Source organism: Microcoleus sp. N9_A1 (assembly GCF_036701795.1).
GTDB lineage: Bacteria > Cyanobacteriota > Cyanobacteriia > Cyanobacteriales > Microcoleaceae > Microcoleus.
Genome location: NZ_JAUBRI010000069.1, coordinates 21,925 through 34,059 on the forward strand (window position 1 = coordinate 21,925; position 12,135 = coordinate 34,059).

The 12,135-nt window shown below is 45.1% G+C and carries 13 protein-coding genes, 1 tRNA gene and 1 pseudogene; 12 read left to right on the forward strand and 3 right to left on the reverse strand.

The features are described 5' to 3' along the window. Positions 1-412: ribbon-helix-helix protein, CopG family (locus QUA58_RS25005; protein WP_333396583.1), on the reverse strand; the 412-nt coding region annotated here is incomplete at its 3' end. 600 nt (positions 413-1,012) lie between these two features. Here QUA58_RS25005 and QUA58_RS25010 point away from each other — a divergent pair. Both QUA58_RS25010 and QUA58_RS25015 read left to right on the forward strand, forming a co-directional pair. After that, on the forward strand, positions 1,013-1,312 hold the full coding sequence (locus QUA58_RS25010; protein WP_333175707.1) for a type II toxin-antitoxin system HigB family toxin: 300 nt from the start codon (positions 1,013-1,015) through the stop codon (positions 1,310-1,312). After that, positions 1,296-1,694, forward strand: coding sequence for a transcriptional regulator (locus tag QUA58_RS25015; protein WP_333305678.1), 399 nt, complete (start codon positions 1,296-1,298; stop codon positions 1,692-1,694). The genes QUA58_RS25010 and QUA58_RS25015 overlap by 17 nt, the downstream gene beginning before the upstream one ends. Positions 1,695-1,962: 268 nt before the next feature. On the opposite strand, the gene QUA58_RS25020 is transcribed toward QUA58_RS25015, so the two are convergent. Beyond that, positions 1,963-2,047: transfer RNA gene (locus QUA58_RS25020), tRNA-Ser, on the reverse strand. A gap of 214 nt (positions 2,048-2,261) precedes the next feature. On the opposite strand from QUA58_RS25020, the gene QUA58_RS25025 reads away from it, so the two are divergent. The 9 genes and pseudogenes from QUA58_RS25025 (at position 2,262) to QUA58_RS25065 (ending at position 10,334) form a co-directional block, all read left to right on the forward strand. Next, on the forward strand, positions 2,262-2,630 hold the full coding sequence (locus QUA58_RS25025; RefSeq protein WP_333396586.1) for a 2Fe-2S iron-sulfur cluster-binding protein: 369 nt from the start codon (positions 2,262-2,264) through the stop codon (positions 2,628-2,630). Positions 2,631-2,668: 38 nt separating this feature from the next. Continuing rightward, entirely contained in the window at positions 2,669-3,184 is a 516-nt protein-coding gene (locus tag QUA58_RS25030; protein WP_333396588.1) for a thermonuclease family protein, read from the forward strand. Positions 3,185-3,316: 132 nt separating this feature from the next. Further along, complete coding sequence (locus QUA58_RS25035; RefSeq protein WP_333396591.1) at positions 3,317-4,132, forward strand: inositol monophosphatase family protein; 816 nt, start codon at positions 3,317-3,319, stop codon at positions 4,130-4,132. Positions 4,133-4,233: 101 nt separating this feature from the next. After that, positions 4,234-5,145 (forward strand): tetratricopeptide repeat protein, encoded by a 912-nt coding sequence (locus tag QUA58_RS25040; RefSeq protein ID WP_333396594.1) that lies wholly within the window; start codon positions 4,234-4,236, stop codon positions 5,143-5,145. 330 nt (positions 5,146-5,475) lie between these two features. Next, positions 5,476-6,711: an ATP phosphoribosyltransferase regulatory subunit gene (locus tag QUA58_RS25045; protein ID WP_333253635.1), complete on the forward strand. Its 1,236-nt coding sequence runs from the start codon at positions 5,476-5,478 to the stop codon at positions 6,709-6,711. A 144-nt stretch (positions 6,712-6,855) separates the two neighbouring features. Further along, a complete protein-coding gene (locus QUA58_RS25050; protein WP_333253636.1) occupies positions 6,856-7,083 on the forward strand; it encodes a ferredoxin family protein in 228 nt (75 codons plus the stop codon). Positions 7,084-7,289: 206 nt separating this feature from the next. Continuing rightward, positions 7,290-7,769, forward strand: a complete 480-nt coding sequence (locus tag QUA58_RS25055) for a M67 family metallopeptidase (RefSeq protein ID WP_333253640.1) — start codon at positions 7,290-7,292, stop codon at positions 7,767-7,769. A 79-nt stretch (positions 7,770-7,848) separates the two neighbouring features. Further along, entirely contained in the window at positions 7,849-9,018 is a 1,170-nt protein-coding gene (gene moeB / locus QUA58_RS25060) for a molybdopterin-synthase adenylyltransferase MoeB (RefSeq protein ID WP_333396597.1), read from the forward strand. Positions 9,019-9,191: 173 nt separating this feature from the next. Beyond that, positions 9,192-10,334, forward strand: a pseudogene (locus QUA58_RS25065) (ISAs1 family transposase). A gap of 321 nt (positions 10,335-10,655) precedes the next feature. Here QUA58_RS25065 and QUA58_RS25070 read toward each other — a convergent pair. Beyond that, positions 10,656-11,717 (reverse strand): hypothetical protein, encoded by a 1,062-nt coding sequence (locus QUA58_RS25070; RefSeq protein ID WP_333396600.1) that lies wholly within the window; start codon positions 11,715-11,717, stop codon positions 10,656-10,658. 17 nt (positions 11,718-11,734) lie between these two features. Between QUA58_RS25070 and QUA58_RS25075 the strand changes: the two genes are divergently transcribed. Next, on the forward strand, positions 11,735-11,956 hold the full coding sequence (locus tag QUA58_RS25075) for a hypothetical protein (protein WP_333396603.1): 222 nt from the start codon (positions 11,735-11,737) through the stop codon (positions 11,954-11,956). Positions 11,957-12,135 lie beyond the last annotated feature (179 nt).

The window sequence follows — 12,135 nt, forward strand, 5'->3', positions numbered from 1 at the left end:
CGGTAGCTAATTGCTGCTGCAAAGAAGCGATCGAACTTTCGCGTTCACTCAACTGCTGCTGTAAACTTTCGTAACTTTCTTGCAGCGGATTTGGCTTTACACTCACCGAGTCCGATAGAGTTTCTGCCGTTACAGCGTCATTAATGGCGCTTTCTTCGGCTGTTTCCCCTTGCAAGTCGGGGGACTCTACCTGCGTTTCTTCACCTTTTTTCCAAGTGACAGTAACTTCCGTCTTGTCCTTAGAAATATCCAGAGCGCCTTGTGCCAAGCGTTCTAGGAGTTCCGACCTTGATATTCCGAGCTTTTGAGCGATCACGTTTAATCGATCGGCACTAGAAGAAGTCAGCGAAAGTCCGACTTTGACTTTACTTTCTGAATTGGAACTAACTACATTGCGATTTTTTTTGACCATTGGCATTTTCCTCATGCCAACCTACACTAATAAGTGTAGTGGCTGAAGCTTCTATTAAAATTAATTCTTGTTACTTACCAATTGTGCCAGCTTCCGTTCCCAATTGAACAAAAATCCTTGAATATACTCGCTTAGTCCATTCCTCGCCGTAGAACCGCTTAAACATTCCCTGGGCCGAGTTTTTTTCGGCACGATACCGCAAATAGCACAGTTGAGCTTGTTAGATACTATCTAACTTTGCGCCCCATCTCATCTGTTCGGCGCGATCGACAAAATCCAAATAAGCGGCTAGATAGTCTTTGAACGCTGCAAAAAGGCGAGTTTCCACAACTTCCATGCGATCGCCAGAACCACGCTGCTAGAAGCTTTTTTACACGATGAGGATCAAGTCGGGGGAGGAAGAGTGGGATTAAAGACAAAGCCTGCGGTTTCCAACCGCGTCTACACAGACAAAACCCACTTGGAGTCGGTTAAAGAATTTTTACTCGATCGGGCCTTGACACTTCCCTCTCAATATGAGAGTATAAGCATAGTAGCAACACAAAACAAAAACCACTTTTTTATTTATGAAAAACCCCAAAATCTCACAAAGAAAAACAAATGAACCTAATCTCGATCCGGAACCTCCGTAAAGATGCTGCCCAGTACCCCGATGTCAAAAATCAAATTGATAGGTGGAACGACACTATAAAGAAAGCAGAATGGCAGAATCTGGAGGAGGTTCGCAATATTTACCGGGATGCCGAAGCAGTAGGAGACTTGACAGTCTTTAATATCAAAGGCAACGAATATCGCCTGATTGTCGGCATCAACTACGAGAACCAAACTATTTACTACAAATATTTCCTAACCCACGCTGAATACGACAAAGACAAATGGAAAAATGATCCTTACTTTTGAGCGAGCCACTTATAGCAACTTGCTTGCAGAAATCGCTCCTATGGCGATCGAAACCGAAGAGGAATACGATCGCCTCCTGGCTGTGGCAGAACGGCTAACGTTCGCTAAAAACCTCACTCCAGAGGAGAGAGCTTTATACAAGTTGTTAGTCACGCTGATTGAAGTTTATGAGACAGAAAATTATCCGATGGACAAATCGGAGCCTCATGAGATTTTGCAACACATCATGGAATCCAGCGGTACCCGTCAAGCGGACTTGGTAGGTATCATTGGATCGAGCGGTGTGGTGTCTGAGGTTGTCAATGGGAAAAGAGCGATTAGCAAGGCACAAGCTAAGGCACTAGGCGATTATTTTAAAATCTCACCTAGCTTGTTCATTTAATTTGGAAATTGGGCATTGGAAAAACAATTAAGTGACCTAGACCATATCGCTGGCGATTGGTGTAGGTCACTATGGTTTTCTACTATTGACATTATATCGGGGCGTTTATTATCGGCGCGATCGCCCTAATTTACACTCAAACATTGAAAAGCGCTCGCCCTAGATTTTTCTCAAAGAATTCAAGGGCAAGCGCTCTAATCAAAGTATTTATCTCATATCAGAGATTTTTGTTGCAAGCTGTTTTTTTTTGCCTAAACAACTTGTTTAACGGAGAGGGAGGGATTCGAACCCTCGTTAAGTTGCCCTAAACACACTTTCCAGGCGTGCGCCTTCAACCGCTCGGCCACCTCTCCAGGGCTAAATTAATTCATTTAGCCACAGCTAAACTATCTTAGCAGAACAAATCTGATTTGGGAAGGGGTAACGGCATAAATTTGCTGTTTAATATGGGTAGGGTGTGAAACGGGCAGGCTTGGGTTCTCCTCCCGTGGTCGCAAACCCATTCATTTCAAGGCTCTTGCCCCGCCCACCCCAATCTAAAATCTAAAATCTAAAATCTAAAATTCCATGACTAACTCTTACACAATTAAAATTCATAACAGACAGACAGGCGATCGCCACACCGTGCGAGTACCCGAAGACCGATACATCCTCCAAAGCGCCGAAAACCAAGGAGTAGAATTACCGTTTTCCTGCCGCAACGGCGCTTGTACGGCCTGTGCGGTGCGCGTCAAGTCGGGGGAACTGCACCAGCCAGAAGCAATGGGGCTGTCTGTGGAACTGCAAAAAGAAGGTTATGCCCTGCTGTGCGTCTGCTATCCCCGTTCCAACATCGAGGTAGAGACGCAAGACGAAGACGAAGTGTACGAACTGCAATTCGGCCGCTATTTCGGGAAAGGTAAAGTTAAAGTCGGTTTGCCGTTGGATGAAGAGTGAGGCAATTAATTCTATAAATTATCAACTACCAATTATCCATGCTTTATCGGTTATGTGCGATCGCCCTTTGTCTGTTGCTAGCTAGCTGCCAAAAACCAGAAATTCCCCAAGGTACGATCGCCAAAGTAGAAAGGGCCATCAGCGGCCAAACAATCGAAGTTATCAGTACAGCCAACAAAATAGCCTTATTAGAACAAATCAGGCTGATTGGTATTGATGCCCCGGATTTAAAACAGCAGCCTTGGGGAGAAGCAGCCAAACAAAGACTAGAACAGCTAATTGGGGGAAAACAGGTATTGTTAGAATCAGACATTGAAGAGAAAGACCAGTTCGATCGCAAACTAGCCTACTTGTGGCAAGATAAAGTTTTGCTCAACGAACAGCTAGTCAAAGAAGGTTATGCCCTGGCTTCAGTGCGATCGCCCAACACCAAATACCAGCAGCGACTGGTGAACGCTCAAGAATGGGCGAGACTCATGGGTAAAGGCCTGTGGAATCCAGAACGAGCTTTGCGCCAAACTCCTGCAGAATTCCGCCAGCAAAATCGGCAATAGTTCAGTTGACAGTTGACAGTTGACAGTTGACAGTTGACAGTTGGCAGTTGTCAGTTGACAGTTGGCAGTTGGCAGTTGACAGTTGTCATTGGAAGCAATTCTCAATTCCCAATTCCCAATTCCCAATTCCCAATGACTGATAATCAACTGCAAAACTTCTTAGAAATAGCCACCGAAGCAGCCTTAGCCGCCGGTTCCGTCCTGAAATCTTTCTGCGGAAAACTAGAAAAAATTCAAGAAAAAGGTCGATCGGGCGATTTAGTCACAGAAGCCGACAAAGCCTCAGAAGCCGTCATCTTAGAAATTCTCGGCCGCCACGTACCCGATCACGCCATCCTCGCCGAAGAATCAGGCAAATTAGGGGATGCCAGCAGCAAATACCTGTGGGCGATCGACCCTTTGGACGGCACAACCAATTATGCTCACCAATATCCTTTTTACGCCGTGTCGATCGGGCTTTTAATCGACGGCATACCACAAATCGGAGTAATTTTCGACCCTTTTCATAACGAATTGTTTCGAGCAGGCAAAGGATTGGGGGCAACCTGCAACCGGAGGCCGATCGAAGTTTCCCAAATCTCAGAATTGAGAACCAGCTTGCTAGTCACTGGCTTTGCATACGATCGGCGCGAAACAGCAGACAATAATTATGCCGAATTCTGTCATCTCACCCACCTCACCCAAGGCGTGCGGCGCAGCGGTTCCGCATCCCTAGACCTCGCACACCTCGCCTGCGGGCGATCGGACGGATACTGGGAACGGGGACTCGCCCCTTGGGACGTAGCAGCAGGTGTACTCATCGTCTCCGAAGCCGGAGGTCAAGTTACAGCTTATGACGGCAGTGCCTTTGAGATCAACTCAGGTCGGGTTTTGGCGACAAACGGCAAAATACACGCCGAACTTAGCGGCGCACTGCTAGCCGTTCCTCCCTTATCTTCTTGGAAGTAGCGCCCCCCAGCAATAGATCGGGGGTAGTACGGGGGTCAGAACCCCTTGACTCAAGCTACATTAAAGAATAGTGAAAAGCCAGGAAAGGAAGAGTAAAAGTTATGTCTTTTGAAATGACAAAAGGGCTGTTCAAGTACGACTTTACAGATCAGCACGCAATTTTGGGAATTCCCTTAGACGCCGAGTTTAACGACATCCGCAAGCGCTACATGAAAATCGCCCGCCGGTTGCATTCGGATACTTGCTCTTTTGAAAGCCAAGCCGATAAAGATTGGGCTAACCAATTTTTGTCAAAAGTAGTCAATCCGGCTTACAACAAATTCTCCAAGGAAAGCGATCGCAAAGAATACAGCCTGCTATTAGCAGCCATCGCCAAGCGCGTCGTTAAAGAACAGGGGAAAATGCAAATCGAAAGCGCAGCAGCCAAACAGTTACTTACCGATCAAAATTGGGAAGAAGCTTACAAAACAGCAGTTGGAAAACTGGCTCTTAAGCAGTACGAATCAGTTAAGGAAACCGAAGATGCGATCGCTCAAATTAGCGAACTCAACATGGTTTACCTGCTGCGAAAAGAGCGCTTGGGCGGTGGTGCGGTTGTACCCGATTCATCTACAAAAGTCACAACCCCAATAAAAGATCCAACCCCAACCCCAACCCCAACCCCACCTCCGCCTAAAACCGAACCCCCAGACTCGCAGACCGAAGCCTATTGCCGCCGAGCTCAAGGATTTATGGACAGCAAAAATTACGCTAAAGCAAGTTTGGAGTTGAGAGAAGCCCTGAAGCGCGCTCCAAAACACAGCAAGGCTCACGCTATGTTAGCAATGTGTTACTTTGAGCAAAATCAAGCGACAATGGCGAAACTTGAGATGAACAAAGCTTTGGCATCAAATCCTGAAGAACCGACGGCTTTGGAGGTTAAGAAAAAGCTGGAACAAGCTGCCGCAAAAGCCAAAAAAGGTGAGGAGAAACCAGGATTTTTTGCAAGTTTGTTTGGCGGGAAGAAGAAGTGAGAAGTGAGAAGTTGTCAGTTGTCAGTTTTGAATCGTTGAAAAGATAATAGGGCGGTTTCAAGCGCCCGGTCTTCTGAACCCAAGCGTATTATTGATACCTTAATTTGTTAAAGTCGAAGGTTAGGCTTGCCACGTTCGACTTTAACACCGTTTCCTAAAGCTAAGCTTCTAAGCCCAATCAAAAATCTAAAGTCTAAAATCTAAAATTGATATGACACCTTAATTTGTTAAAGTCGAGTGTTAGGCTTGCCTGGTTCGACTTTAACACCGTCCCTCAAGCCAAGCCTCTAAGCCCAATCGAAAATCTAAAGTCTAAACTCTAAAATTGATATGGTTCACCAACCCCCATCCGGTGCAAGAGATTTATTGCCCCTTGACGTTGCTCAAAAAATTTCGATCGAACGGCGCTTACAGCAGGTTTTTCACCGCTGGGGCTATCACCGGATTATTACCTCTACACTAGAAAGGCTGGAGACTTTGATGGCTGGGGGCGCGATCGACCGATCGACCTTAATTCAACTGCAAGACGCCGAGGATGGAGAACTTGGTTTGCGGCCGGAATTGACAGCATCCATCGCCCGCGCGGCTGCAATGCGGATGTCCGGGACTCGCTGGCAGCCTCAGCGCCTCTACTACAACGCCAACGTCTTCCGCAAAGGCCCAGATACTGGCTCAGGCGGGCAACAGGAGTTCTATCAAGCTGGGGTAGAACTTCTCGGCGCGGGGGGAAGCGTTGCGGATGCGGAAGTGCTGCTGCTGCTGTCTGAGTGCTTGCAGAACTTGGAAATTGATGACTGGCATTTGGTTTTGGGAGAAGCCGGCTTGACTGCAACATTGCTGGAACCGTTTCCGCCAAACGTGCGCCAAAAAGTTCGGGGGGCGATCGCCAATCTCGATCGCATCGCCTTAGAAACCTTGCCGCTGTCTGACGAATTGCGAGAAAGAGCTCTGCTGTTATTTGACTTGCGCGGCCGCCCAGAAGATGTGTTGCCAATTGTTGCCAAACTAGATTTAGATTTGCCGCAGCAAGCCGCGTTAAATAATCTCAAATCGGCGATCGAACTACTGCACAAATGTCAAGCAAAAATCCCCAATTTAAAATCTCACATCCACCTCGATTTGAGTTTAATTCAAACATTTGACTACTACACTGGAATAGTGTTTGAAGTTGTCAGCAGCAGCAAAAGCGGACAGCGAGTTTTAGGACAAGGCGGGCGGTACGATCGACTTTTAGGACTGTTCGATCCCCAAGGGCAAAATTCCCCCGGCATCGGGTTTTGTCTGAATATTGAAGATTTGCACCAAGTTTTGCTGACAGAGGGGCAATTGCCCACGGAGACGCCAGCTAGCGAATGGTTGGTTGTGCCTCAAACTCCCGAAGCGGCGGCGGCGGCTTTTGATTATGCCCGCAAACTCCGAGAGTCTACTCACCTAGTTCGGGTAGAAATAGATTTGGAGAGTCGGGAGACAGAGGAGGAGGCGCGGGAATACGCGCGCGATCGACGAATTACTCAAATTGCTTGGGTAAATGCCGAAGGATTGCCAACAATTGAAACGGTAAATTAGCCTAATGGGTAATTGGTAATTAGTAGTTAGTAATTGGTTAAAAATCACCAGATATGATATTATGTATCCTGCTGATTGAGAGAAGGTTTGGCCAATTGCTAATTGCTAATTCCCGATCTAACTAAAATGTTTTGAGAGAACACTATGGCACACACTATTGTTACGAATATTTGCGAGGGAATTGCTGATTGCGTCGGCGCTTGTCCGGTTGCTTGCATTCACCCCGGCCCCGGCAAAAATGTCAAGGGTACTGATTGGTTTTGGATTGATTTTGATACCTGTATTGACTGCGGCATTTGTTTGCAGGTGTGTCCAGTCGAAAATGCGATCGTCCCAGACGAACGACCCGAATTGCAGCAAACTCCGACTTGATAGCAATTGAGGGCTAGATAGCCAAAGACTTACGCACGGGGTAATAAACCCGGTTTCTTCCTAGATTCTTCGTTAATAAACCCAATATTGATGAGAAGAAACCGGGTTTATTTGACATTAGTTATATAAAGACTTTCCCTTCCCTTCTCCTCTCTTCCTTCGCCTCCTTCGCGTCTTCGCGGTTCGTCAAAAAAGCCTAAAAGAAAATGCAAAATATCGCACTTTCCGAATCTCACATTTTATCCATCCGCACCCACGCCGAAAGCGCTTATCCAGAAGAATGCTGCGGTTTGTTGCTCGGTCGAGTTACTGGCGATGTTAAAACTTTAGTGGAAGTTTGGCCGACTGACAATGCTTGGAGTGCTGAGGCTGAGGAGAATTGGCCCGAACAAAAAGGATTGACAGAAAGACGCAGATATGCTATAAAGCCCGAAGATATGTTGCGGGCGATGAAACATGGGCGCGATCGCAATTTAGACATCATCGGCATATATCATTCTCACCCAGATTGTCCCGCAGTGCCCTCAGAGTGCGATCGGACATTGGCCTGGGCCCAATACTCTTACATCATAGTGTCCGTCCGACAAGGCAGTTCAGAAGACCTCCGCAGTTGGAGTCTTGACGCAGAGGGGAACTTTCAAGCAGAGGAAATTCTCGCACAGGAACCGACTGAGATTAAGAAATAATTAGTAAAAATAACAAACAGGTAAAAATGCGAAAGATTCAGATAGGATATAATTCAAAATCTGCGCTACACACAATATCATGCTAAATCCTAATCTGGATGAGATCCAGCTCAACAAACAAGAATACGAACGCTACTCTCGCCACCTGATCCTGCCAGAAGTTGGATTGGAAGGGCAGAAGCGTCTCAAAGCTGCCAGTGTGCTCTGCATCGGTACGGGAGGCCTCGGTTCTCCGCTGCTGCTGTATTTAGCAGCCGCCGGTGTTGGCCGCATTGGCATTGTAGACTTTGATATTGTTGACCATTCCAACTTGCAGCGACAAGTAATTCATGGCACATCTTGGGTTGGGAAACCGAAGATTGAGTCGGCTAAAAATCGGATTTTAGAAATTAATCCTTTTTGTCAAGTTGATTTGTACGATACTCGCGTTAGTTCCGAAAATGCGATCGACATTGCCACTCCTTACGATATCATCATCGACGGTACGGACAACTTCCCGACTCGCTATTTAATGAACGACGTGTGCGTGCTTTTAAACAAGCCCAACGTCTACGGTTCCATCTTCCGATTTGAAGGGCAAGCAACAGTTTTCAACTACGAAGGCGGCCCGAATTATCGCGATTTGTACCCCGAACCCCCGCCTCCTGGGATGGTTCCTTCTTGTGCCGAAGGCGGCGTTTTAGGCGTTTTGTGCGGAGTTGTCGGTTCTATCCAAGCAACGGAAGCTATCAAGATTATCTTAGGTCAAGGCACAACTTTGAGCGGCAGATTGTTGCTTTACAATGCCTTAGATATGACGTTCCGGCAATTGAAACTGCGCCCGAATCCAGTGCGCCCCGTAATTGAAAAGTTAATCGATTACGAAGAATTCTGCGGTTTTAATAAAGCAAAAGCCGAGGAAGCGGAACAACAGAAAATTCCCGAGATGACTGTCAAAGAACTTAAGAAATTAATCGACAGCGGTGCGAAGGATTTTGTATTGTTAGATGTTCGGAATCCCAACGAGTATCAAATTGGTCAAATTCCTGGGTCGGTTTTAGTTCCTTTGCCGGATATCGAACACGGCGCAGGTCTCGCCAAAGTCAAGGAATTGTTGAACGGCCACCGCTTGATTGCACACTGCAAAATGGGCGGACGTTCTGCGAAGGCCTTGAGCATTTTGAAAGAAGCGGGAATTGAGGGGATTAATGTTAAGGGCGGGATTACTGCTTGGAGTGAAGAAGTAGACCCGTCTGTACCTCAATATTAAGCTAAATCTTTTTCTAGGGCGGGTGATTTGCCCGCCCGGAACCGGGACTATGAAACTTCTTGCACTCATTCCCAAACCAGGGCGAACGCATCTAAAGTTTATATTAGTAGAATATGGTATATTGGAGAATAATTCTTGATTACCTACAAAATATTGAAGCAGAGTTCGTTTTTATGAAACTCAAACCTAAAATCACCATTGCTGACCATTTTTCCGACTTAGAAGATCAAGCGAATTGAGCGCACGAAGCGCCATCAATTAATTGATATTATCACCATCGCAATTTGTGCCGTGATTTGCGGTGCTGATACATGGGTGGACATCGAAAGTTACGGTCGCTCTAAATACGAATGGTTAAAGAAAATTTTAGAATTGCCGAATGGCATACCATCACACGATACAATTGCGAGAGTATTTGCTCGGCTCAAACCGGAGCAATTTCAGAAATGTTTTTTGAATTGGATTCAATCTATTTGTTGCTTCAATCCAGGAGAGGTAATAGCAATTGATGGCAAAACTCTTCGCCATTCTTACGAACGAGGAAAAGATAAAAAAGCAATTCATATGGTCAGTGCTTGGGCGACAACTCAAAGATTAGTTTTAGGACAAGTTAAAGTTGACAAAAAGTCCAATGAAATAACAGCTATTCCGGCTTTACTAAAAGTATTAGAATTAAACGGAAGCATTGTCACCATTGATGCTATGGGCTGCCAGAGGTCAATTGTGAAGTCAATTGTCGAACAAGGAGGAGATTACGTAATCACCTTAAAAAATAACCAGCCATCTCTGTATGCAAGAGTAGAAGAGTTGTTTAAACAAGCAATGAGAAACAAATATTATGGCTTGACACATACAGCTTATTCGACTAAGAAAGAGAGCAATCATGGTCGCTCAGAAATCCGACATCACTTAATGTTAAGCGATCTAAAAGAGCTAGTTGACCCCGAGAATAAATGGGAGAATCTTCAAAGTATAGGTCTGATAGAATCCGTGCGAATAGTGAAGGGGAAAACAACTATTGAAACTCGCTATTACATTAGTAGTTTGCCAAGCAATGCTCAAAAATTTGGTGAATCAGTCCGCAGCCATTGGGGAATTGAAAATTCTTTACATTGGGTATTAGATGTGGGTTTTCGTGAAGATGATTGTCGGATCAGAAAAGATAATGCTCCGCAAAACTTTGCTATCCTTAGACACATCTCGCTCAATCTTTTAAATCAAAAAAAACCTCAAAAACCGGAGCAAAGAATAAGCGACTTCGAGCCGGTTGGGATGATGAATATTTGACTAAAATTCTGACTGTTTCAGTTAACTAAATTCTCACAATCAACTCATTGCTAACTATTATACAACTTGTAAAAAGTGGTTGTAAGATTTTTATTGTCTCAAAAATGGCAGCAAGTGAAAATCACGATTAATCAGTTACTCTTTTCTCTTAAAAGTCATTATAAAGTGTGTCTCTAGCTTCTAAAAATGGTGAATTTATCTGAAAATATACTCATCACTGATGAACAGTGTTCAATAAGATGCGTTCCCCCTGATTCCCAAACAATCTCAAAATTATCTGCGTTAATCTGTGTTTATCTGCCTTGAATCTGCGGTTTCCGTATTTAATCAAAAATTTATGCAATTCAAGTCTATTGCGGCGGCAACTGCTTATTTTTACTGAGTAGATTCTTCAACTTACCTAATAGATTCTTGAAATTTGCCCCCAACATCACCAAACCCCAAACCACAACCCCCGCGCCGATACTAATCAACAATACCAACGCAAAAGAATTAATTCCTATCTTCAGGAAAGGCAAAGCAATCACCTGATTCGGCGGGTCTTGTTTAATCAAATAAGGAGAACTACCAGCCACAACCCCGGCGACTCCCAAACCAAAGCCCACAGCTTGAATTGTGACCTCTAATTTTGCATCCCGATAAGCTTCTTCAATGGCGACAACGCCTCGAATTGCTTCCATTGCTTTGTCTAGCAAGCCGGTGCCGTGTTTGAAGTAGCCTAAGTCAGCTTTGATTTGCTCTTCAAACTGCGGCGACGTTTCTTTGCTGAATAATTCGAGAAAGCTTAAATCGCATTGACTCTCATTGTACTTCTTCCTTGATTTTAAGTCAAGACTTATTTGATTTAATTTATATTGGTAGTTTTTGGCGTTAATTGCGATCGTATTTTGCCGAAATTCCAAGTCCATCAGCAACCGCGCATAGTTAACAGCGCGCGGCGGCATCTCGATTGTCTGACGTTCGAGACGTTCTAATTCCTCTGCCTTTAAACCCGTACCTTTCAATTGCCGCTGCTGGGCTTCGTCTTGCCGCAAATACTTAAAAGTCGCGTCGATATTGAGTTCAATTTGTTTGTATTCCTCGCGAGTCACCAGGTAAATTTTGCGGGTATCGTGATAGGCGCGGAGAATCTTATTGCGGAACAAAAACAACTCGACAAAATCGCTGTACCGCGTCTCATCCCAGATTTCATCAGTTGCTGAACTATTGAAAAACCAGAGGATAATGTGACAGTCAGTATCTTGGCGACTGGGATTGCCGTATTCTAAAATTGGGCTACCGAATAACTCGCCTTGACGGTAAAAACTCGGCTGCTTTTCACCGGAAATAAACTTTTCTAAACACTGTTGGGCTAATTTTTCAGAAACTGCGAATCTTCCCGCGCGGCCTGGTTTTGTTCTACACTCAGCCAAGCCGTAAGCAGCAGAGTTTGACCGAAATAGCTTTGCACAAAATCCGGCAGCAAGCAGTTATCGGGATTAAATTCCTTGAAAATGCTAACGTCGACAGCGGGCGTTTTAATGTTGTCAACTTTTTCGGGAATGCGAATTTTCAAACCCAAAGCATAGCTGTCATCAATCCGCAGCGGTTCGGCAAAACCTTTAAGATTTATTTGCTGGTTGTCGTGGGAAATATCCTTAGCAAAAGCTAAAGAATTTCGGCCGCCGACAACTTCTTTGTTAATCAGGTTAACTCGCCATCCGAGAGGTTCATCTTTTTTGGATGAATAGCTGCCGTTGAATGGTTTACCAACTAGACATCTCCGAAAACACTCAAAGCCTCTGTATAGTTAAGTTCTAGGACGTAAATGTAATCATCGTAAATTAGCTA

Bases quoted from the DNA above. Each gene is read 5' to 3' on its own strand.
- QUA58_RS25030 (WP_333396588.1), top strand. From the start codon at position 2,669: ATGCTTTATCGGTTATGTGCGATCGCCCTTTGTCTGTTGCTAGCTAGC.
- QUA58_RS25045 (WP_333253635.1), top strand. From the start codon at position 5,476: ATGGTTCACCAACCCCCATCCGGTGCAAGAGATTTATTGCCCCTTGAC.
- QUA58_RS25015 (WP_333305678.1), top strand. From the start codon at position 1,296: ATGATCCTTACTTTTGAGCGAGCCACTTATAGCAACTTGCTTGCAGAA.
- QUA58_RS25055 (WP_333253640.1), top strand. From the start codon at position 7,290: ATGCAAAATATCGCACTTTCCGAATCTCACATTTTATCCATCCGCACC.
- QUA58_RS25010 (WP_333175707.1), top strand. From the start codon at position 1,013: ATGAACCTAATCTCGATCCGGAACCTCCGTAAAGATGCTGCCCAGTAC.
- QUA58_RS25050 (WP_333253636.1), top strand. From the start codon at position 6,856: ATGGCACACACTATTGTTACGAATATTTGCGAGGGAATTGCTGATTGC.
- QUA58_RS25040 (WP_333396594.1), top strand. From the start codon at position 4,234: ATGTCTTTTGAAATGACAAAAGGGCTGTTCAAGTACGACTTTACAGAT.
- moeB (WP_333396597.1), top strand. From the start codon at position 7,849: ATGCTAAATCCTAATCTGGATGAGATCCAGCTCAACAAACAAGAATAC.
- QUA58_RS25025 (WP_333396586.1), top strand. From the start codon at position 2,262: ATGACTAACTCTTACACAATTAAAATTCATAACAGACAGACAGGCGAT.
- QUA58_RS25035 (WP_333396591.1), top strand. From the start codon at position 3,317: ATGACTGATAATCAACTGCAAAACTTCTTAGAAATAGCCACCGAAGCA.